The 22,146-nt window shown below is 60.2% G+C and carries 16 protein-coding genes; 9 read left to right on the forward strand and 7 right to left on the reverse strand.

Annotated elements, in window-relative coordinates; translation table 11 throughout:
• Window positions 1-197: 197 nt before the first annotated feature.
• From V0U79_RS05750 to fcl, 3 genes are read left to right on the forward strand one after another with little or no spacing between them, the layout of a single operon-like run.
• Window positions 198-4,820 (forward strand): hypothetical protein, encoded by a 4,623-nt coding sequence (locus V0U79_RS05750; RefSeq protein ID WP_330198523.1) that lies wholly within the window; start codon window positions 198-200, stop codon window positions 4,818-4,820.
• A gap of 57 nt (window positions 4,821-4,877) precedes the next feature.
• Window positions 4,878-5,954, forward strand: coding sequence for a GDP-mannose 4,6-dehydratase (gene gmd / locus V0U79_RS05755; RefSeq protein ID WP_330198524.1), 1,077 nt, complete (start codon window positions 4,878-4,880; stop codon window positions 5,952-5,954).
• Window positions 5,955-5,957: 3 nt separating this feature from the next.
• Window positions 5,958-6,902 (forward strand): GDP-L-fucose synthase, encoded by a 945-nt coding sequence (fcl, locus tag V0U79_RS05760; protein WP_330198525.1) that lies wholly within the window; start codon window positions 5,958-5,960, stop codon window positions 6,900-6,902.
• 17 nt (window positions 6,903-6,919) lie between these two features.
• Here fcl and V0U79_RS05765 read toward each other — a convergent pair whose 3' ends face one another.
• The 4 genes from V0U79_RS05765 to V0U79_RS05780 are packed head-to-tail and all read right to left on the reverse strand — an operon-like array spanning window position 6,920 to window position 10,521.
• Complete coding sequence (locus V0U79_RS05765) at window positions 6,920-7,681, reverse strand: hypothetical protein (RefSeq protein ID WP_330198526.1); 762 nt, start codon at window positions 7,679-7,681, stop codon at window positions 6,920-6,922.
• A gap of 29 nt (window positions 7,682-7,710) precedes the next feature.
• Window positions 7,711-8,382, reverse strand: coding sequence for a 6-phosphogluconolactonase (gene pgl, locus V0U79_RS05770; RefSeq protein ID WP_330198527.1), 672 nt, complete (start codon window positions 8,380-8,382; stop codon window positions 7,711-7,713).
• Between the two features lie 16 nt (window positions 8,383-8,398).
• The gene (locus tag V0U79_RS05775) at window positions 8,399-9,658 is read right to left on the reverse strand and encodes an ABC transporter ATP-binding protein (RefSeq protein WP_330198528.1); all 1,260 of its coding nucleotides are present in this window, start codon (window positions 9,656-9,658) and stop codon (window positions 8,399-8,401) included.
• A gap of 2 nt (window positions 9,659-9,660) precedes the next feature.
• Complete coding sequence (locus V0U79_RS05780; protein ID WP_330198529.1) at window positions 9,661-10,521, reverse strand: ABC transporter permease; 861 nt, start codon at window positions 10,519-10,521, stop codon at window positions 9,661-9,663.
• 1,118 nt (window positions 10,522-11,639) lie between these two features.
• Between V0U79_RS05780 and V0U79_RS05785 the strand changes: the two genes are divergently transcribed.
• Together V0U79_RS05785 and V0U79_RS05790 are read left to right on the forward strand one after the other, a co-directional pair.
• Window positions 11,640-12,458 carry a sulfotransferase domain-containing protein gene (locus V0U79_RS05785; protein WP_330198530.1) on the forward strand — a complete coding sequence of 273 codons (819 nt, stop codon included), beginning with the start codon at window positions 11,640-11,642 and terminating at the stop codon, window positions 12,456-12,458.
• 107 nt (window positions 12,459-12,565) lie between these two features.
• Complete coding sequence (locus V0U79_RS05790) at window positions 12,566-13,276, forward strand: hypothetical protein (protein WP_330198531.1); 711 nt, start codon at window positions 12,566-12,568, stop codon at window positions 13,274-13,276.
• Between the two features lie 98 nt (window positions 13,277-13,374).
• On the opposite strand, the gene V0U79_RS05795 is transcribed toward V0U79_RS05790, so the two are convergent.
• Window positions 13,375-13,956, reverse strand: coding sequence for a D-sedoheptulose-7-phosphate isomerase (locus V0U79_RS05795; RefSeq protein ID WP_330198532.1), 582 nt, complete (start codon window positions 13,954-13,956; stop codon window positions 13,375-13,377).
• 176 nt (window positions 13,957-14,132) lie between these two features.
• Here V0U79_RS05795 and V0U79_RS05800 point away from each other — a divergent pair, with 176 nt between their 5' ends.
• Both V0U79_RS05800 and V0U79_RS05805 read left to right on the forward strand, forming a co-directional pair.
• The gene (locus V0U79_RS05800) at window positions 14,133-14,924 is read left to right on the forward strand and encodes an HpcH/HpaI aldolase family protein (RefSeq protein WP_330198533.1); all 792 of its coding nucleotides are present in this window, start codon (window positions 14,133-14,135) and stop codon (window positions 14,922-14,924) included.
• A gap of 32 nt (window positions 14,925-14,956) precedes the next feature.
• A complete protein-coding gene (locus V0U79_RS05805) occupies window positions 14,957-16,027 on the forward strand; it encodes a Gfo/Idh/MocA family protein (protein ID WP_330198534.1) in 1,071 nt (356 codons plus the stop codon).
• Between the two features lie 19 nt (window positions 16,028-16,046).
• On the opposite strand, the gene V0U79_RS05810 is transcribed toward V0U79_RS05805, so the two are convergent.
• The gene (locus V0U79_RS05810; RefSeq protein ID WP_330198535.1) at window positions 16,047-18,158 is read right to left on the reverse strand and encodes a glycosyltransferase; all 2,112 of its coding nucleotides are present in this window, start codon (window positions 18,156-18,158) and stop codon (window positions 16,047-16,049) included.
• Between the two features lies 1 nt (window position 18,159).
• Entirely contained in the window at window positions 18,160-18,915 is a 756-nt protein-coding gene (locus V0U79_RS05815; RefSeq protein WP_330198536.1) for a glycosyltransferase, read from the reverse strand.
• Window positions 18,916-19,021: 106 nt separating this feature from the next.
• On the opposite strand from V0U79_RS05815, the gene glmS reads away from it, so the two are divergent.
• The gene (glmS, locus tag V0U79_RS05820) at window positions 19,022-20,845 is read left to right on the forward strand and encodes a glutamine--fructose-6-phosphate transaminase (isomerizing) (protein WP_330198537.1); all 1,824 of its coding nucleotides are present in this window, start codon (window positions 19,022-19,024) and stop codon (window positions 20,843-20,845) included.
• 72 nt (window positions 20,846-20,917) lie between these two features.
• Window positions 20,918-22,048, forward strand: coding sequence for a DegT/DnrJ/EryC1/StrS family aminotransferase (locus tag V0U79_RS05825; RefSeq protein ID WP_330198538.1), 1,131 nt, complete (start codon window positions 20,918-20,920; stop codon window positions 22,046-22,048).
• Window positions 22,049-22,146: the final 98 nt, after the last annotated feature.

Below are 22,146 nucleotides of genomic sequence, written 5' to 3' on the forward strand. Positions count from 1 at the left end.
CGGGACATTAGTCTTCGACTGATTTGCGCGCCTGTCAACTCCGTCAAGGCTCGCTGCTTTGCGGTGCAGCAAAAGTTGTCTATCTACCCATTGCCTGCTCCAAAATGAATGCGTAAAAGGCCTCGTGATTTTCAGTCGGCGGTCTCAGCGTTCGCCGCAATAGCCTGACTTTAAGTACGCCGAGGGGAATTGCCGACATGACCGCAGCGCCCGCCAATTCACGGCCGCCCTCCGACGGGGCATCCGGGACAAATCTCAAAGGCGGTTTTCACCGGTTCAAGAGCGAATTGCCGGACAGCGAGCTTGAGGCGCTATCCGATATGCTCGGCGGTGCGTTCGACATCGAGATCACACTGGAAGAGGCCCAAGCCGCCCAGGCGCGGATCCAAAACTATGTCGCCTCAATGGATGGTCGGGTCGGCGAGGGGGTCGACGACCTTCTGGCGCTGTGGTTTGCTCGCAGGGCCGCGGCGCTGAGTGTTCTGAAGGCAAGCAACTCCAAAGGGCGTCCGAAGGTCAACAGCTTCGAGATCGGATCGCTGTTCGGCGGCAGCGGCGGGACGTCCATCATGGCTGTGGACGATTTGAAAATCGCACACCGGCTTGTCGCAATTGACCCGCTGGACGGTTATTACGGTCAGCCGGTCGACCCCGTGACTGGGGCGTCCGTCGATCTGAACACGCTGGAACGCAACTTCGCCCGCGCCGGCGCCGAGCCGACAGATTTCGAGATCGTTCAGGGCCTCTCGGAGGATCCCGAGATCATCGCCCGTGCCTGCCGGCTGAAGTACGCCAGCGGCTATATCGACGGTGACCATACCCTTCTGGGCATTCACAACGACTGGTTCGAGTATACGCCGCGCATTCGGCTGGGCGGCTATGTAATCGTCGACAATTATAGCGACCCGACCTCGCCGGAGGTCAGCCATTTCATGGACAATGTCGTCTTGACCGAGTTGGCCGACTATTGGACCCCGATCCTGAAGACCGGACAGACTATCGTCCTTCGCAAGGACGTTGAACTGCCGCCGGAGTTGCGCCGCCGACTTGCCGGGGCGGTCGGCCTCGCCGCTCTGCGTGCCAATGTCCGCTGGCGTGACAAGGAGCTGGGCAAGGTTACGCATGAGCTGACCGAGCGGCGCAAGCAGGTCCAGAATCGTAATGATAGAATCGAACAGCTTCTATCCGATATAAAGCGAGCCGAAGCCGAGCGTAACTTGATCGCCGAAAAGATCCGTTCGGAGACTGCCAATGAGTATGCGCCTAAACTGGCTGAGCTGGATAAGACTCTCAGTGCCCGCACCGCTGAGCTTAAGGCACTTAGAAATGATCGTGAGGCCGACCAGGAAGCACTAGAAGCCGCGCGTCTCAAAGTCCAGAGGCTGGAGAGCGAGCTGAGCGACCTGGCAGCTCGGCTGTCCGGGCTTCAGGTCGAGAACAAGGCGGTTGCGGACCGGGCGAAAGCGCTGGAGCGCCAGGTCGAGGAGGCCCAACGCAGCCGTGACGATGAGCGCGCCGCGTTCCATGAGTCTCAGGTCGAGCTCAACCGATTGAGCGAGCGTGCGGTTGAGGAGCGGACTCAGCTAAACCAGGAGCTGGCCTCCCTGCGTGGAACGCTACACGAACGCGATCTGGAATTAGTGCGCCTGTCAGAGCGCCTTGAAGCACGTGACCGCGAACTAGAGGGTGTCCGCCGGAGCTCGGAGGCTACCGAGGTTGCACTTGATAAGACTCGCAAAAAGGCGGAGGAGCTTGATAAACAACTGCGCGATCAGGACGGCTTGATCCGCGAGCTGCAATTCAAAGTCCAGCAGGCTGCGTACGAGGCAGAGCAACACGCTGAGACGCGCGGCGCTCTTGATGCCGCTCGAGCGGAGCTTGAATCCGCGCGTGAAAAGGCTTCGGCGTTGCGTGCCGAAATGGTCGAGACCACAGCGCATCTGTCCGTTTTGCGTGACGAGAGCGACAAGCTGCGCTCACAGCGCGATGAGCTCACCGAGCAACTCGTAGAGGCCGATCGGCAGGCGGCGGACCTCGTCGGCCAGCTGGACGAGCTTGGTGACCGCAACTCCCAGCTGGCGGCCGCCGTTGAGAATGAGGCAGCGCGGGCCGATGAAGCTGAAGCTGCGCTCCAGGCGGCCGACGAGCGCGCCGGGGCGCTGGACGCCGAGTTGCGCTTGCGCAACATCGATCTGGAACGCCTGCGCAGTCAAGCTGCGGACGCCGAGGCCCGGGTCCGGTCGCTTGAGGAGATGAAGGCGGAAAGCGAAACTCTTGCTACACAGAACGAAGCCGACATGGCGCGCGCGCGCCAGCGAATCACCGCCCTGGTCGAGGCCGACGACGCCCGCACGGCCGAAATGGCCAGGCTCCGGCGGGAACGCGACCTGGCGGCGAAGGCTCGCGATGAGGCTGGTCAGAAGACGCGCCAGGCGGAGGCCGATTTGCAGGTCTGGCGTCACAAGGCCTCGCGTGCGTCCCAGGAGTTAGATCAGAGCCAGTCTGAGGCCGAAGCTGCGCGCGCCCAGGCTGCACAGCTTGAAGCGCGCCTGCGTGTTCTGGAAGCTCAACAGGGCGCGCCGCGCGTCATGCTGCGCCGCCTTTTGAAGTCGTCGGCGGTGCGCACCCTTGAGCTGTTCGGCATGCAAGAGGCGGCGATGCGCCTGCGCGGACGGCGCGCCCCGTCAGCCGCTGCGCTGGCGCCGGTCCGTCCAACCATGCCGCTGATCCCGACGACGCCGAAAGCCCATGACGCTGGACCGCCGCAGCATGACCTGACCTTCTTTGTGAACTATACGTTCGGCGGCAAGACGCGCTATTTGCCGCGCTCCGACTTCCTGCTCCATACGCTTCGGACCGGCCGGGCCCTGCGTTCGCTTAAAGGCGCGTTCAAGGGACATCGCTGCTGGGTGATAGGCAACGGTCCGAGCCTGAACCATCAGAACCTCCAGCAGCTGGCTGGCGAGTTTACGATCGGCGCGAACTACATCTACATGAACAAGGAGAAGATGGGGTTCAGCCCGACCATCATCTCCTTCTCCAACTATCTGGTGATCCAGCAGCGTCTGGATGAAATCCTCAATCTCGAGGATTCGGTGAAGGCGCTGCCCTTCTACCTGTTTGACGATTTTGGCGCCCCGAAGGACACGCTGATCGTCAACATGCAGCACCAGACGCCGGAATTCTCTCTGGACGCTTCTTCCTACGCCTCGACCCAGAGCACGGTCACTTACGTGAACTTGCAACTGGCCTATTATCTGGGCTTCGACGAGGTCTGCCTGATCGGCTGCGACAACCGCTATGTCCAGCCCAAGCATGGCCGCGAAGGCACGGTCCTGACCCAGGAAGAGGACGATCCCAACCATTTCACGCCGGCCTACTTCAAGGGGCTGAAGTGGCAGAAGGGCGATACCGACCGGATCGAGCAGCTTTACGCCATGGCCGGGCGGGCCTTCGAGGATCGCGGCTCGAAGATCGTGGACTGCACCTATAATGGCGCGCTGCAGATCTTCGAGAAGCGGGATATTGATACGGTCGTGCGGCGCAAGCCCGGGCCTCCGACCGAATTGGTCGAGAAAGCCAAGGCGACGTTCAGGAACGCGTCACGTCACCCAGCTCAGCTCGAGCCGAAGACCGTCATCGTCACGATTTCCCCTGATCTGGCTGACAAGTTCGGGCACCACTACAACATGGACGCCTTCCTGCGAAACTCCGCTCACGCGGCCGGCCAGGAACTGGTTTCCCTTTGTTCGATTCAGCTGGATCGCCAGCTGGCGGACCATGGGAACTGGCTTGTCCCGACCTTCTCGGTGAAGAGTTGGCACAGCGCGCTGGACGCCGCCGTCGTCGCGCGCAAGCAGCGCGAATTCGAAGCCGAGCTGCTCAAGGGCCTCGCGGTGGTCATGCAGGCTTTCGAGCCCGGCGTGAGGTTCGTGCTTTACATGTACACGGGCAATCTCCAGCTCGGCAAAGTCCTCGCTGACGTCGCGGCCGGCTTCGACAATGTCGAAGCGCATGTGCATCACTTCTACGCCGCCATGACCGACATCGAGGACCCTGCGGTCGTCGCCCAGTCGAAGGATTTGATCCACGATATCCAGGCCCGCGGCGGGGAGCTGTATCTGGGCACCTACAACCTCGTCAGCTACTTCAAGGACAAGACCGGGTTAAGGCTGAACTATCTCGGCGATCCGTCCGTGACCTTCGACGATGAGGAGGTTCAGGCGATGATCGAGGAGGGGTCGTCGCCGCGTGACGGCCTTGTGGGGCCGGCGCGCGTGTTCTTCCCGCCCAATATGAACGTGGAGAAGGGCTACGGGACGGTGCTGGATGCGACCGAAGCGCTGCTGGAGTCGGACGAACTAAATAGCGAGTTCAAGCCGATCCTGCGCTATGTGCCGCGCGAACACTCGCCCGAGGACCTGGTCCGCCGCGCGCAGGCCCTCAGGGACGCCAAGGGCGCTGAGGTGCTCGAGGGCGTGCTGTCCGACGACGACTTCAAGTCGGTGACGCTGAGCGCGGATATCATCGCCATCACCTACACTGTCAGAGCCTTCAACCGGCGCATGTCAGGCAGCCTCACCGATGCGCTCATGACCGCCAAACCCATCGTGGCCACGCGCGGCACCTATGTGGGCGATCAGGTGGAGCGCTTCGGGTGCGGAGAGGTGTTCGACGAGGGCGATGTGAACGGTCTCATCGCCGGTCTGAAGAAGATCCGCGCGAACTACCGCGCCTATCACGAGGCCGCCATCGCCGCGCGGCGCGAATATTTCAAGGAACGTAGCTGGGACGCCCTGCACCGCCGCTTGACGGGCTAGGCGGCCCGCTTTGAACAGACAGGCCGGTGCGCCGGCAAGAGGGATTGAGACAGGACCATGAGCAAGAAACGTGCATTGATCACCGGGGTGACCGGACAGGACGGGGCCTATCTGGCCGAGCTGTTGCTCTCCAAAGGCTATGAAGTTCATGGCCTGAAGCGCCGCTCGTCCTCCTTCAACGCCCAGCGCATTGACCATCTCTATGATGGTCCGCATGCCGTTGAGGAGGGTCTGAAGCTGCACTATGGCGACATGACCGACTCCACCAACCTGATCCGTCTGATCCAGGAGACCCGGCCGCACGAGATCTACAACCTGGCCGCCCAGAGCCATGTGAAGGTGAGCTTCGAGACGCCGGAATACACCGCCAACGCGGACGCCATCGGCACGCTGCGCATGCTCGAGGCGATCCGGATCCTGGGGATGGAAAAGGAAACCCGTTTCTATCAGGCCTCCACGTCCGAGCTCTACGGCCTGGTCCAGGAAGTGCCCCAGAGCGAGACCACGCCCTTCTATCCGCGCAGCCCCTACGCCGCGGCGAAGCTCTATGGCTACTGGATCACGGTGAATTACCGCGAAGCTTATGACATGCACGCCTCCAACGGCATCCTGTTCAACCACGAAGGCCCGACCCGGGGCGAAACCTTCGTGACCCGCAAGATCAGCCGGGCTGTGGCGGCCATTCATCTGGGGCGCCAGGACAAGCTGTTCCTGGGCAATATGGACGCCAAGCGCGACTGGGGTCATGCTCGCGACTATGTGGAGGGCATGTGGCGCATCCTTCAACAGGACGAGGGCGATGACTATGTCCTGGCCACCGGCGAAACGCACACGGTGCGCGAGTTCGTCGAGCTGGCGTTCAAGGAAGTAGGCATCGAGATCGTCTGGTCCGGCGAAGCGGAAAGCGAAGTGGGCAAGTGCGCCAGCACCGGCCGCGAATTGGTCGCCGTCGACCCGCGCTACTATCGCCCGACCGAGGTCGAGCTTCTAATCGGCGATCCCAGGAAGGCGGAAGAGAAGCTGGGCTGGGAGCACTCCACCCCCTTCCCGCAGCTGGTCAAAGACATGGTCCAGAGCGATCTGAAACTCATCGAGCTGGAAGCGACCTACCGGCGCAATCACGGCGGAGAGTAAGTCGTGGCGTATTCCCTCACTGGAAAGCGGGTCTGGGTCGCCGGTCATCGCGGCATGGTCGGGTCTGCGCTGGTGCGCCGGCTGGAGCGGGAGAACCCGGCCGAGATCCTGACCGTCACCCGCCAGCAGGTGAACCTGATCGACCAAGCCGCCACAGCGCGCTGGATCGGTCAGGAGAAGCCCGACGCGGTCTTCATTCCGGCCGCCAAGGTGGGCGGGATCTACGCCAACGACACCTATCCGGCCGAGTTCCTTTACGAAAACCTGATGATCGCCTCGAACATCATTCACGCCGCGCATGACGCAGGCGTGGAGAAGCTGCTGTTCCTGGGCTCATCGTGCATCTATCCCAAGTTCGCCGATCAGCCGATCGAGGAGGACTCGCTTCTCACAGGCCCGCTGGAGCCCACGAACGAGTGGTACGCCATCGCCAAGATCGCCGGCATCAAGCTGTGCCAAGCCTATCGCAAGCAGTATGGCGATGACTTTATCTCCGCCATGCCGACCAATCTTTATGGTCCGGGCGACAATTATCACCCGCAGAACTCCCACGTGATCCCGGCCCTTATCCGCAAAGCCCACGAGGCCAAGCTCGCCGGCGCAGCCAGCATGGAGATCTGGGGCACGGGCACGCCGCGGCGGGAATTCCTGCATGCCGACGACTGCGCTGACGCGCTGGTGCACCTGATGCAGGTCCACTCCGCGCCCGAACACGTGAATGTCGGCTCCGGCGAAGACCTGCCCATCGAGGAGCTCGCCCGGATAATCATGGACGTTGTGGGCTTCAAAGGTGAGCTGACCAAGGACGAGACCAAGCCGGACGGCACGCCGCGCAAGCTCATGAGCGCGGACCGGATCCGGGCGCTGGGCTGGAAACCGTCCATCTCCCTGCGCCAGGGGCTGGAGCACGCCTATGCCTGCTTCCAGCAGGAGCAGGCCGCTGCTTAACGCAGAACAGCGCCGTCTCAGACCGCTCTGGCGCTGACCGAATAGCGCCCGGCCGTGAAGGTCGTGACGCCTGCGGTGAAGGGTTTGGCGCGCGCCAGCCCACCGGTGGCGATCACGGTTCCCGCCGGAATGCGGTCCACGACGCTGCGCAGGCTTTCCAGGGTCTCGGATACTCCCGCCAGCGCGCCGCCGATCATCCAGTCGCCATGGCCCTCGGACGCTTCGCCATCGGCCGCTGTCATGACCGCCGGCAAGCCTTCCAGCTCCTCAAGCGCAGAGGCAGGCAGACGCTCGCCCAGCACCAGGGCGCCGGCGGCGCACCGGTCGGCGACAAGGCTCCAGACACCGGCGCCTGGCGGATCGGCGAGGATCGTGTCGGGGATCTCCAGACCCAGCGCCACATGGTCGAGCAGGGCGCGCAGGGCGGCGATGTCGCCGCCATGGGTGTGCGGGTCAAGATCGGCGGCGAAAGCGACGCAGATCTCCGGCTCCACCTTGGGCGCGATCAGACCTTTAAGGGCGATCTCGGACCCTTCGCCTTTGGCGATCTCCGCGGCTTTGAGGGGCCCGAAATAGGCGCGCTGCACCGAAAACACATTGCGGGTGTGGGTGTTGGTGCCGCCCAGCTTCCAGCCCGCAGGAATTCCGTCGATCTGGGCCAGCGCGGCGCGTGCGCCGTCGGCTTCGGTCTTCGGGGCGATGTCTGCGGGGAAGGTGTCTACCGTGCGGCGCGCGCGGCGGTGGTCTGTAATGAAGGCGGCGAGGGCGTCGGCGGTCATGGCGGCGGCTCCGATGGGTTCAAAGAGTGTCAGGTGACCAGAACCGGCTGCGGCGCGCCGGGCTGGAGAAAGGCCGCGACCGGCAGGCTGGCGGGATCCGCGCCCTTCGCCGCCTGAGCGTAAAGGGCCTGCTTCTCGGGATTGTTGCACAACAGGAAGATGGCGTCGCATCGCTTCAGCGCAGCCGGCGTAAGGGAGATGCGCTCCGGCGTACTGTCCGGCGGCCCGTCAGAGGGCGTTATCAGCCGGCCCTCCGGCAGGCTTACCCAGTCGCCGCCGGGAAACAGCGAAGCGGTATGCCCGTCGGGCCCCATGCCCAGAAGCGCGACGCAGGCGGGCGTGTTCAGGAGCACGGCCATGCGCGCCTCAAGCGCGGCCAGAGCCTCCTGCCGGGTCTGGCCGCTTCGATACAGACCCTCGATGGCGGCTGCTTCAAGCGGCGTCCCGGCCAGATAGGCGCGCATGGCGCCCTCATTGCTGGCCGGATCGTCCAGCGGAACCCAGCGCTCATCGCCCATGATGAAGGCGACCTTGGTCCAGTCCAGATCTTCACGGCTGAGCGGCTCCACGATGGATTTCGGCGTGCGTCCGCCGGACCAGATCACTACGGCCTCGCCTTTGCGCGTCAGATCCGAGCGAATGGCAGCTGCAATTGCCTTCGCTGCCTCGGAAAGGGAAATGGGAGCTGGGTTTGTTTTCATAGGGCGCGGCGCGAGATCACTGGAAGTCGAGCCCTTGCCACTCATGATTCATGTGGGTGGCGCCCCAATACTGGGTCATCGGCTTGCCCTGTATATCGATGACATCAAGCGGCTGCCGCAGCAAAAACTCCTTATTGTCGTGCACTGAAATGACGGCGAGGTGCTCTCCTGGATTGAATGCAGATCGGCTGAGGTCTAGAAACCCGGACACATAACCATCAGTATCAGGCCTGATGATCGCGCCCTTCTGAAAGCTGGCGAACGCGGTCACTTGAATATTGTTTTGATTCCACACGGGGATGCCGATCCGCAACCCGCGGGGCGAGTATTTCAGCCTGAATCTGAAATGGATCCCGACAGGATCGCCGATCGTGAACGACCCCAGACCTTCACCCGATGGCGTGCCCCAGTACGCGTGCTCGAATTCAACCAGGTCTTCCTGTTTGACAAAGTGTCCATGGATCTGGGTACGAAATCGTTCGCCGGCCTCGGGCTGGTTTGCGCCGAGCAGACGGCTCTCGGACTCTTGGTAGAATTCAATCGCTTCCTCCGGCGTCCCTTTGCACACGATCGCACCGCGCTCGAGCACGATGGCCTCGTCGCAGAAGTTCCGGACATCGCTCATGTTGTGTGAAACGAGCACGAAAGAACTATTCTGCCGCATCTCCCGCACTCGCCGCAGACACTTCTGCCGGAAATGGAAATCGCCGACGGCCAGGATCTCATCTATCAGGAGAAGACTTGGGTCGACGTGGGTTACGATGGCGAAACCGAGACGCGCATTCATGCCCGAACTGTAGGTGTTCACCGGGGCGTCGATGAAGTCGCCCAGCTCGGCAAAGGCGATTATATCGTCAGCGACCGCCTCCATTTCTTCCTGCGAACGTCCGAGCACGGCCCCCTTGATGAAAATATTCGCTCGGCCGGACAGGCGTGGATTAAACCCGGCTCCCAGGTCGATGAAGCTCGCCGAGTCACCTAGAATCCGCACTTCGCCGCGGTCCGGCAGCAACTGCCCTCCCAGCACTCGAAGGAGGCTGGTCTTGCCGGCTCCGTTGAATCCGATCACGCCGATGGCTTGGCCGCGATTGACGCTGAAGTTTATGTTCCGCAGCCCCCAAAACTCATCTTTCTGATGATCTGAGCGTTCCACGCTGCGCCCTGTTAGAGCACATAGAAAAACTTCAGAGAGCTGTTTGCGCGTCGCGGCGGCTGAGCGTGCGTAGCGCTTGTACACGCCATCGACTTCGAGAATGGATTCCAGCTCGTCGCGCATGATCACAGAAAACCTTTCAATCGAGGCTCCATCACGTAAATCAAGTTGCAGCCGCCGATAAATATGGCGACAGCCAACACCGTCCAGATCCCGAAAGTGAGGGCATGAGGCGGTGCGCCGAACACAACTGCGTTCCGGATCGCGTCGATGTAAACGGCGAACGGGTTGAACGCCAAGAGCCTGTCAACGATCGGATGAGATGGCAGCGGGAAAATCGTAAGGCTCAAGAAGAAACCGTAGCGGAAAATGATTTGAATGATGTTCTCAACGTCTCGATAGACGGAATTGAGAACGGAGAAGATCATTCCCGCGCCCAAGGCGAGAAGCAGCGGCGGAATGAGCATAGGCAAAACAATCACGGCCTGCCATGGCGGCGCTCCGATCAGCAGTCCGAAGATGACGCAGCCGGCTAAAATTCGGACAACGGTTTCAAATGCGGACTGAGCGAAAGCTTCCGCAAGGACTGCGGCGAGCGGATAGCGGGTTTTGTTCAGGATCGCCGCATTGCTTTGGAGCGCGGCCATTTGACGTGTGACCAGATCAGTCATCAGCATCCACAGGGTCAACCCGATCGCTATATAGACAAGCGCAGGCATGTCATCACGGGTCGGAAACACCGCGATGTAGGCGAGCAACGCATACGCGCTTATGGGCAGCAGCGGCTCGATAAACTGCCAAATTATGCCGAAAGCAGTTTGATTAAACCGCGACTTGAATGTGTTCTTGTATTTTATTGATACATGCCATCGATGTCGCCAAAGCTCCCGGACGAGCTCGTCGATTGCATCGAGGGGAGTTTTTGCAAGGCGAGTCTGTGATCGATACACGGTAACCTGACGGTCCTTGGACTGCTGACTTGGCACTTTGATCCCCCGCGTCTGTGCAGTATCTTGTGTGGCAGCTAATCAGCCAAATTTCAATTCTCTATGCTGGACAGGGCCGAGCGTAGGAATCCGGCGATTGCTCAGCGATGCAGGATCTTTCATTCGGCAAGGCAAGCCGTCTCGTCCGGATGGACGCCAGTCTAGGCGGCGATCCGTACACGCCGGCAAAGGCTGTGCGGAGGAGAAATCGAAATGTGGACTTCGATCCGGCACAAGGTCGCTTTCTTGGCGAATCCGAAACGCGCATCGACCTCTATCCTCAAGGCGCTTGATCCTTATGCTAACATTCGCTCGAAGCTTTTCGAAAGAGATCGCGCTAATCCGATAGAAGAACCGGACCCGCGCGATCGGCCGAGCGAGATTTATAAGCATTCGACGGCGGCTTAGGTCAAACATGTCTTCCAGCTCAAAGGACTCGACTGGTCGTAATCCGCTCTAAAACTTTAGGCGCTTCATGGGTGCGGGTGCGGTCTAGTATAATTTCGGCCTCGAGGCGCCCCAGTCGGTCTGGCATAAGCCGGCTAAGGCGCCGAAAACATTCTTCTATTTCACACAGTGTAATGAGCTCAATGTGCAATGCCATACCATTGACGTGATGACCCGGGACGGGTCCGAGTAAATCTTGGTCGACTCGATCATGAAAAGTAAAAGAGCTGACGTCGGTGCTGCCCGATCTTAGCGCGGGACTGAATCTTGATTTGCCTATCGGGCGCCTCAACGCCACGAAATCAAACTAATACACCGACGCCTACGATGCTTAGTTCAAAGCCGCGTATCGAAGCTTTTCGAGGCAGACATTCAAATGGACGAGTATCAGTTCGGTTCGTAAGGCGGCGCCAGCACCCCCTGGATCGCAGAGGCGCGCACGCGTTGAGACCATGACCGTCCGTCGCACGCGGTTCTGACCATGTCGATCATTGCAACGGCGAATGGAAGTCGTCCCCGACGATCCGCATGGTGACGGCTGGTACGGCGCTGCAACGTTCGTTAAAAGCTGTTTCGGGCACAAGGGGAGCGTCGTCCAAGTGGTGCTGCCGATGACGGCTTGACGTGGCCCTGGCCATCTGTCGGCGGGTTTAGAAACGAGGCACGGTACAATGCGTGACTACGATGTGATTCTTCAAAACGGTATGGCGAAGAGCGGCAACTACTGGCTCTACAACTGCCTGCAGACGCTTATGGCGGAAGCCGGCGTCCCCATGCGCTCTTACATCCAGAACCACGTCATCTATAAGGAGGCTCGGACCTGGTCTTTGAGCTTTGCAGAGCAGGCCTCAATCGACGTCATGGACATCACACCGGAGGGCTATTTCACCCGGATCTCCTCGAAGTTTTCCGAGGAAATCATTGATCTGGACGCTCACTTTGAACGGGTCCGTCACCTCTGGTCTCATTCCCCTTATCGCGGGGCGATGTCCGATGCTGTTTATGAGCGCTGTCGCGCGGTATTCTATATCGTGCGTGATCCACGCGATGCACTGTTATCACAGGCTGATTTCATGTTCTCGGAGTACGGTCGAACGCATCTCAAGGCTACCGCCGCCGACCGCGACAGCTTTATTGAGGAGCGTACGCGCGCCTATCCGGTCCATTGGGCGAAACATGTCGGCGCCCATCTCGGGGCGCAAACGAGATTGCCGGTCACGATCATCCAGTATGAGGCCATGAAGGCAGATCTTCCCGGCCAGCTTAGCCGCCTGGCTTCGGCAATGGGACTGAATGACGTGACACCCGCACGCGCGGAAGGCCTCGCAGCCGAATTGGGGTTCAACGCCATGAAAGCACGCTCAAACAGTGCGCATCTGAACAAGGGGCGCACAGGGCGTTGGCGCAGCGAGTTGACCGGCGAGCAGCAGGCTAGATTCGTTGAGGCGGCGGGCGAGCTCATGACGAAGCTGGGGTACGCCGCATCTTGAATGCGCTTGCTTGCGCTCTTCAGTCAAACTTGAACAAAAATGGTTGCCGACGGTTGACTCTGCACAGCGTCCACAGCATTCAGTCGCGGCATCCATTGGGGAAGGACATGCTGGCGATAACGACGGGGCTGACGAAGGCGGCCAGCAGTACAGTTTACACGCTGCTGATTTCTTTGCTGCAGCAGGCCGGTCACGACCAGACCGGATGGCGCGGCGTCACACTAGCTCGCCTCGCCGCGACGGATGGCGTTGCGGTATCCAGAACCGGATTCATGTCGACCGATTATCTGAAAGCGGTTCGGCCCGCGCTCGCCGCAAGCGGGTTTGACCACTGGCATGCTGTAAAGACCAATGGCGGCTTGGTTCAGAAGTGCCGGTCCCTGCTGGATGTGGAGCTGATCAAGGCTATCGCCACCTTTCGTGACCCGGGCGACGCAGCTGCCTCGCTGCTCGAGCACGCCGAGCGCCAAGTCATAACAGGCGGACCAGAGCGCGCCCGCCTGGCCCATATCATCACGCTGCGCGATGCGATCGACCATGTTGCAGAGCGGACCCGCGCCGCAGCCACCTGGCTACGTGACCCGCGTGTCCTGAAGCTGGACTATGCTTTAGTGAAAGACCGCCCGGCGGAAGCCGCTACGCGCCTAGGCGAATATCTGGGGCTGGTGGTCTCCGATCCGGGCGCCGCCGGCGGCGGTCCACAGCCAGGCTCAGCTCGCTGCGGTCTGTTCGCCGCCGTCGCATCGCCTGACGAAGCCGCCTATGCGGCCGAGAAATTCGCCGAGTACGCCGGGGTGGTTAGAGATCTGCAGCGTTAAGTATCGCCGTCTCCTTGGGCGGCCCTGCTCATACCCCAAAAAATGACGCCGCCGGATCGATCCCGCGACATTCTGCTTCAAGCAATTCGGCAAGTCCGTCAGGATACCGAATATTCCGGTTGGCCGACCAGCATATCCACAACCGTGGTGAGCCACATCATATGCACGGCTTCCACGATATTGTAGGCTCGGCTTTCAAAAAAGAAGCTAATGTCGCTAGCCTGACGCAGAGGGTTGTCCGGGGCGCTGCCGGTGAAGGACACGACCTTCAAGCCCTTCTCGCGCGCATACTTCGCAGCGTTCACCACGCTTGGTGAGCGGCCTGAAACGCTGATCAGAACTACGACGTCCTGTGGGTCGGCGAAGTGTTCTACAGCTTTGGCGATCCAGTTCTCGTACCCGAAATCGTTGGCGAAGCAGGTGATGAGGTTGGGCTCGTTGAAATCAAGTCCGCGAACCTTGCCCTGCTTGGAGAAGTCGACGCGGCCGTGAGCCGCGATAGAGGCGCTGGCGCCGTTGCCGGCGAACATAAGCTTGCCACCATTATCGCGCACTTTAAGGCACAGCGCGTGGAAATCACGAAGGTTCTTGTAATGAGCCTTCTCAAATGCCGGCATGAACCGGCTGAAATAATCGTCGAGCCAAGCATTTGTGCTCGGCCGATGCACCCCATCGTCCATCAATCCACCCCTTTCTGGTTGGATATCTTGCCCACTACGCGCCTTTCTAGCCGATCTGCGCCGGATGACGCAGGCGTGCGAGGCACGCTGGCATTTCGAGCTGAGGTTTGGTACCGGAAACTGGTATCAAATTCAAGCGTGCGATCGGATCCGCCCGCAGATTTGAGAGGGATTTCATGAAATCGATTAAGGCCCGTCTGGCGGCAGGCGAAACATGTATCGGATCGTGGCTTTCCATTGGCTCTCTTGAAACCGCTGAGATGATGGCGCGCGCCGGTTTCGACTGGCTGGCCATCGATATGGAGCACACCGGGCTAAGCGCTGGCGATCTACTCGATCTGATTCGCCTCGTCGACATGGCGGGAGTCGCGCCTTTGGTGCGCGTTGGCGAGAACCACCCGCTGTTGATTAAGCGAGCTCTGGACTCCGGCGCGCAGGGCGTGATCGTACCGATGGTTGGCTCGGTCGAGGAAGCTGAAGCCGCTGTACGATCGGCGAGCTATCCCCCACGCGGGGTGCGCGGCATTGGTCTCTATCGGGCGCAGGACTATGGGCTGGACTTTCCAGGTTACTGCGACTGGATCAACGACAACACGCTGGTCGCCATTCAGATCGAACACAAGGACGCCATCGATCCGCTGCCGGCGATGCTGGAGGTGGAGGGCGTCGACGCGTTCTTCATCGGTCCCTATGACCTGTCGGGATCTTTTGGCCGACCGGGCGAATTCGATAATCCCGAAGTCGCGGACGCGCTGGAGCGGATCGACCGGATCGTGAAGTCCGGCGTGCGTCCGGCTTCAGGAATCCATGTGGTCGACCCGGACCCGGCTAAACTGAAGGCGGCCATAGCGCAGGGGCACCGGTTCGTGGCGTTCTCCAGCGATCTGTTGATCTTTTCCCATACGCTCAAAGCCCACGGCGATGGCCTAGATTTCACGCGCAACTTTAATCCACCCTGGCGGGCCTGACCCCGGCTTCCCCAGCAAGAGGACATGAATAAGTGACAAAGACCATACGAACCGCGATCGCCGGCTACGGCAAGATCGGCCAACGGCGCAAGGAAGTCATGGAGGAGCATGGCGGTTATGAGGTGATCGCCGTGTGCGACATCCGCTACCCTGCGGAAGGCACGATGCTGTCTGATGGGACAGCGGCCTACCAGACATATGAGAAGCTTCTCGAGCTGGATATCGACGCTCTGATGGTCTGCCTGCCCAATGACGTTGCCGCCGACGTGGTCGTCGCCGCCCTCAAGCGCGGGCTGCACGTGTTCTGCGAGAAGCCGCCGGGCCGCGAAGTAGCCGACATCGAGAAGGTCATTGTGGCCGAGCGCGCCGCGCCGGGCCTGAAGCTGAAATACGGCTTCAATCACCGATATCATGACTCCGTGATCGAAGCGCTCGACATCGTTCAGAGCGGCAAGTTCGGCAAGCTTCTGAACATGCGGGGCGTCTACGGAAAGTCAGCCTTCATTCCCTGGCCGCGTCCGACCGCAACGGGGTCCGACAAAGATGATCGTGCGCAATGGCGTACCTCGCGCGCCATCGCCGGAGGCGGGATCCTGCTCGACCAGGGCATTCACATGGTCGATCTGATGCTGACCTTCGCCGGCGGACCGTTCAGCGATGTGAAGAGCTTCGTTTCCAACGACTTCTGGAAGCAGGATGTCGAGGACAACGCCTATGCCCTCATGCGCAACGACGACGGCGTCGTGGCCTTTCTGCATTCCACCGCGACCCAGTGGCGACACAAGTTCAATCTGGAGATCTTCCTGGAGAATGGAGCGCTGCAGCTGACCGGCATCCTCTCGGGATCGAAGTCCTATGGCGAGGAAAAGCTCACCATCACCCCGCGCGTCGACAAGGCCAACGGCCAGCCTTCAGAGACCACAGAGAGCTTCATTTTCGATGACTCCTGGGCGCGGGAAATGGCGGAGTTCGCGGACTGCGTCGCTAACGACAAGCCGGTCGAGGTCGGCACAAGCGGCCAGGCGCTGGACAGTATGAAGACGGTCTATGCGATCTATCAGGCCGATGCACGCTGGGCGGAATATATGAACGCGCCGGCGTAATCTGCGCCAAGCGTCTGACCTATGGTTTCGAGCGGTTGCGCCTGCTCTCAGCGGCGGCGAGAAGCTTGTCGAATTCAGCTTCGTCGAGACGCGTGTTCAGCTCGACCAGTTCGATCTCCTGGCGAGCCGTGTCGCGCTCGAACGCCTCGATGCGCTTGATGAGGCTAAGCACGATGCGGCGCGTCTTGATCGCCACCGCTCCTGCAAGGCCGAGCGCGGCCAGTGCGATGAATCCGGACGCCATCGCGACCGCGGCCGTCAACGTGGGCATGGTGGCCATGAGGGCCGCCGCCGTGAACACGCCCGCTGCGCCGGCCGCCAGGGCGGTCAGATTGTTACGAACCGTCTTCAACAAAGCCGAGGGCTGTCGCGCCGGCTGCACGGCGGCGGGCTGCACCTGGCCTGCGTTTGGGGTGCGCGCACTCATGCGAGGCCGGGCGAGCGCTTCGGCCAGATCGATCCGTTCGAAGACTTCCAGCTCGCCGCCGACCGTGGCGTTGAAGACTCGAACGCCCTTTGTCTCCAGTGCGATGCGGGCCTGCTGGTACTGATCGATCATGGCCTTCAGATCGGGCATATGCCACCGGCGGCCTTCGCCGAAATAGCGCGGATCGAAGTGATTGGGGTCGTCGTTGCGTGTAGAGGTCAGGGCGATGGCGCGTCGGGCGTCTTTGGCGCCGACCTCGACGCTGTCCTCGATGCGATATGACGTATCGCACCCCACCAGGATGATTTCGGAGAAGCCCATCAGCTCGGCCAGCTGAAGCAGTGTGATCGTGACCGTAGGGGGCTGCACGAGATACGTGGCGGGCTGGGGTGAAAACATGGACCATGGCAGATTGCTGGAGTCCGGCGCACGCTCGCTGACAAAGTAGCGGTTCGGCCCGTCCGCGATGTGAAGGCGCGCTGGTTGCGGAGGGGCGTTTCCGATATGGTCCACCAGCCGCGCCGGAAAGAACGCCGTCATTGACGGCTCCGCCTCGAGCATCGCCATGATGTTCGGCGCCCGGTCCGGCAAGACCCGTGAATCCACGCACGCATAATAGCTCGGCCGCCAGCTCACACGATCGAACAGCAGAAAGGCGCCGTTCGAGGCGAAGACTGTCTCGCCCTCCAGGAGGGACAGGTCGGTCTGGTTCAGTGACGGACCATTGCCGAGGATCACGCAACGCTCGCCTGCATGCTTGTCCTTGAAATGGGCCAGGTCGCATGTTCTGAACAGATCGGGTGAAGCCGGTCCGCCGCTGGACGACTGAACGCTGTGCGCGACCATCTGGAGCATGCGCCGGTTCACGTCCCGAGGCTTCAGGATCGGCGGATCGCATACGCTGAGCTCTGCGTTGCGCAGCTCGCGCTCGATTTCGGACAGCTCGGTCGGCCGCTTTGGCAGGAGACGCCCATATGCAGCGCGGTAGTCCGGCTCAAGGTGATCCAGCTCGCGCTGGATCACTTGCAACGTTTCGGCGCGGTAGGCTTTCGCCTGGGTCACGGAACGCTGACCCGGTCGGACGCGGAAACAGCCCAGGTAACGGTCCAAGGTATGGAGTTCGGCTTCGCGGAAGAAGCGCATCCACAACTCGATATCGACAGCCAGACGCAGGCTTTCGTCCAGTCCTGCGCCTGTGCGCTCCCACAGGCTGCGCCGCCAGAATGTGGATTCCTGCTGGATATAGGCGTGGTCGCCGGCGAGCATCCGCAAGCGTGACCAGGGCCGCGCCGGCATGATGTTGGTCACATCGCCGGTCGCGTTCATGGAGGAGGCCCGCCCTGTGATCCACTCCACTTCCGGATAAGCCGCGAACAGGCGCTGGACGATGCTCAGAGTGCCGTCAAACAGCACGTCATCGGAGTTCAGCCAGCCCATGATTTCGCCGCTAGTTTTTTCGAAACCTTTGTTGATGGCGTTAGCATGGCCATTGTCTGGCTCAATAATGGTGGCGTGCAGTCGTTGGGAGAACTGATTGATTATCGCCTCTGAACTGTCGCTGGAAGCGCCGTCAACAACTACATATTCGAGTTCTTTTACGTCCTGTTTTAGAACTGAAATAATGCAATCCTGAAGATAGTCCGCACCGTTGAAGTTCGGCGTGACGATAGAGATCGTCAGGGGGGGGGCGACGGACGGATGCATGTCAGTAAGCGTTCAGTAGGGGGCGCTGAGCAACCGCCATAACCGATTTTAATGCGTTTATTGGTCCAGCATACCGGTTCACCAATCGCGCGATTTCATTGAGGCGCCCAAAGTTGATCTTAGACGTCTTGGTGCCCTCACCCATGTAAACTTGCGAAAGCATTGCAGGTGTGCGCTGAAAAGGTGCGCCAGCAGCGTAAAGCCGGACCCAGAGATCCCAATCCATTGTATAGTGAAGAGACCGATTAAGACCCCCGACCAAGTCAACCCAGTTTCGCCGCACGAAGCATGAAGGTTGGGAGACTATGTTGGAACGGTAGATCAGGTCGCTTGCGTCAGCGACCTGATCATGGTGACCGGTAACGATACCGTCGATGTCGACAAATTTCGATCCGCCATAAAACACGGCAAGATCTCGATCTGCATTGAACGCGGCCGCAGCAACGTTAAGAGCTTCAGGCATCAGCTGATCATCAGCGTTTAACCAAAACACTACATCTCCGCGAGTTTTGGCCCAACCGGTTGCGATCGCGTCAGCTTGACCTTTGTCTGGGCCCTCATGATGATACGCGAAATCAAGTCCACTCTCGCTGATAGTATGAGCGACCCGCGGATCGCCGCTAGAATCCATTAATGCAATTTCCAACTCCACATTCTGAAACTTAATGCTAGATAGCATTTTAGGTAGCAGCGGATGCCAGCAACCTATTGGCAAAGCCACCGAGAAATTAATGCTTTCTGATATCGTAACAGCCATGAAATTGCCCCAAAAACTTTCGATCACAATCCGATGGATAGTCGTAGACATGCTTAATTCAAAAGTGAAACCATGATTGCATGTAATTCAAGGGTTTAAGCATACCATGTGTGGAATTATTGGCCTCGCTGGCCGCAGCAACTGCGCGGATACACTGCTTTCGGGTCTCTCGCGGCTGGAATACCGCGGATACGACTCGGCCGGCATCGCCGTCCTCGGCGCCGATGGCATAATCGTCACCCGCCGCGCGGTCGGCAAAGTGGCCGGGCTAGCGCGGCAGGTGGATCCGGCAGTGACCGGCGACACCGGTATCGCTCACACTCGCTGGGCCACGCATGGCGGCGCGACTGAAGCCAACGCCCACCCTCATCGCGCCGGCCGTGTCTGTCTCGTACATAATGGCATAATCGAGAATGAAAGCGCACTGCGTCAGGAAGTGCTGGCCGATGGCCGCAGCCTTAAAAGCGAGACCGACAGCGAGGTGGTGGCCCATCTCGTCGACATGGCGCTCGCTAGGCACGATGACCCGCGCAAAGCCGTGGAATCGGTCGTCCGGCGGCTAACCGGCGCGTTTGCGCTGGCCATCATGATCGACGGCTTTCCTCGCCAGATATTCGGCGCCCGCCGCGGTGCGCCCCTGCTTGCCGGCTATAGCGAGACCGAAGGCGTCCTACTTTCCGATCCGGTCGCGATCGACTTGTCCGGGCATCAAATTGTCGCGCTCGAGGATGGTGACACGGTTATGGTGGAACCGGGCCGGATGACCATTGTCGACACTAACGGCAATGTCTGCCTGAATCGGAAGGAAGTGAAAGCCGATTACGCTTCGCAGCAGGCGGATCGTGGCCATTACCGCCACTTCATGCAAAAGGAAATTCACGAGCAGCCAGAAGTCATCGGTCGCACGCTGAGCCGGTACGTTGATGTTCCCAATGGCCAACCGGTTTTGCCCGTGGGCTGTAATTTTGCCGATATGGACCGCCTTATCATCGTGGCTTGCGGCACGGCGGCCTTTGCCGGCCGTGTGGCTGAATACTGGTTCGAACGCTATGCCGGCCTGCCGGTAAAGGTCGATGTCGCATCGGAATTCCGCTACCGCAAGAATGCATTCATGAAGGGCGATGCCGCGTTGTTCATCTCGCAATCAGGTGAGACGGCCGACACACTCGAAGCGATGCGCCTGTGCAAGGCCGCGGGCCTGAAAACGCTAGCTCTCGTGAATGTCGAACACTCAACTATAGCGCGCGAGGCTGATATCGTCCTGCCGACCCTGGCTGGACCGGAAATCGGGGTAGCGTCCACAAAGGCCTTTATCTGCCAGCTTGTCGCGCTTGCCGCGATGAGCGTCGGGGCCGGCATCGATCGCGGCAAGCTAGACGAGGCTAATGCCGCGCAGCTTATCAGCGAGCTGAATGCTGCGCCGCGGCACGTCGCCGACACGCTGGCGCTACAGGCCGAGATCGAGGATATCGCACACAACATCTCGCGCGGATCGATGGTGATCTACATCGGCCGCAATGCCTATTTCCCCCTAGCCTTGGAAGGCGCGCTCAAGCTGAAAGAGATCAGCTATATGTTCGCTGAAGGCTATGCCGGTGGCGAGCTGAAGCATGGCCCGATCGCCCTGATCGACGAGGATGTCAGTGTCATCGCTCTGGTGCCCGATGACGAGATGCTGGAGAAAAACCGCTCGTCGATCCGTCAGGTGGCCTCACGCGGGGCACATGTCATTGTCGTTGCTGATCCGGGCAGCGCGCCAAAGCTATCGAACGAAGCCGAAGTCCTGATCACCGCGCCAGCGACTGGTACGATTCTGACCCTGTTGGCCCAGACCGTCGTCGTCCAGCTGATCGCATATCATGTCGCCCTGATCAAAGGTACCGATGTTGATCAACCGCGCAATCTAGCCAAGTCAGTGACTGTCGAGTAACGAAATCAATTGTGACTTCCTCGCCTGCGTCGCGAGCCTTATTGCGGGCGCTCAACGAACCGGAATACCGACATGACCACGCCCGTTCCCTTTATTGACCTCGCCGCGCAACGCGAACGCATTCGCGAAAAGCTGGAATCCTCCATTGCGTCCGTTATCGAAAGCGGCCGCTACATTCTCGGCCCCGAGGTCAAGGAGCTCGAAGAACGCTTACGCGATTTTGGCAAGGCGCCGCACGCGCTGGCCTGTGCTAACGGAACCGACGCGCTGGTGCTGCCCTTGATGGCTTGGGGTCTCAAGCCAGGCGATGCCGTCTTTGTGCCCAGCTTTACATTTGCCTCGACGGCTGAAGTCGTCCCCTGGCTGGGCGCGACACCGGTCTTCATTGATGTCAAACCCGATACATATTGCATGGATCCGGAATCGCTGAGCGCTGCCATTGAGCAGGTGAAAGCCGACGGCAAGCTTAATCCCCGTGTCGTGATTGCAGTCGATCTATTCGGCCAGCCCGCAAATTACCCGCAGATATCTGGGATTGCCCGCAAACATGGTCTCAAATTGATTGCTGACTCCGCGCAGGGCTTTGGTTGCACATTGAACGGCAATCACCCGATTCACTGGGCGGATGTCACCACGATCAGCTTTTATCCCGCCAAGCCGCTCGGCGGATATGGCGATGGCGGCGCGCTTCTGTGCAAGGACGAAGAGCTTCTGAAAACGATTCGCTGCCTGGCCACTCATGGTCAGAGCCAGACGACCTATGATTATATCCGCATTGGTATGAATTCACGCCTCGATACCATCCAGGCGGCGGTTCTGCTGGCCAAGATGGACGTATTCGAGGATGAGATTCGTACCCGCAATGAAGCCGCCGCGCGCTATGCAGACGGGTTTGGGGATCTGGTTTCGCCACATCATGTCATCGACGGCGGCGTCTCCGTCTGGGCGCAATACACGATTGAAGTTGATAACCGGGACGAATTTCGCAAGAAGCTGATAGATGAGGGCGTTCCAACAGCCGTTTATTATCCAAAGCCGTTGCACGTTCAAAAGCCCTATACCGGATTCGGGCGCGCGCCTACCGGGCTCCATGTTACGGAAGCTGCTTGCGAACGCGTTGTATCCCTGCCCATGGATGGCTATCTATATGGCCAGCGTCAGGACCGGGTCATTGCGGCTGTTCGCAAAGCGCTGGGCGGCTGATCTAAGCCCTTCTTGCCGAAGCGAAATTTTTGTGTCCCTCTGGCCTCCGGCGTTGAATTGTCGGGGCTGTGATTAGGGTGCGGCCCAAATTCCTTAGG

Source organism: Hyphobacterium lacteum (genome assembly GCF_036330345.1).
Lineage (GTDB): Bacteria > Pseudomonadota > Alphaproteobacteria > Caulobacterales > Maricaulaceae > Hyphobacterium > Hyphobacterium lacteum.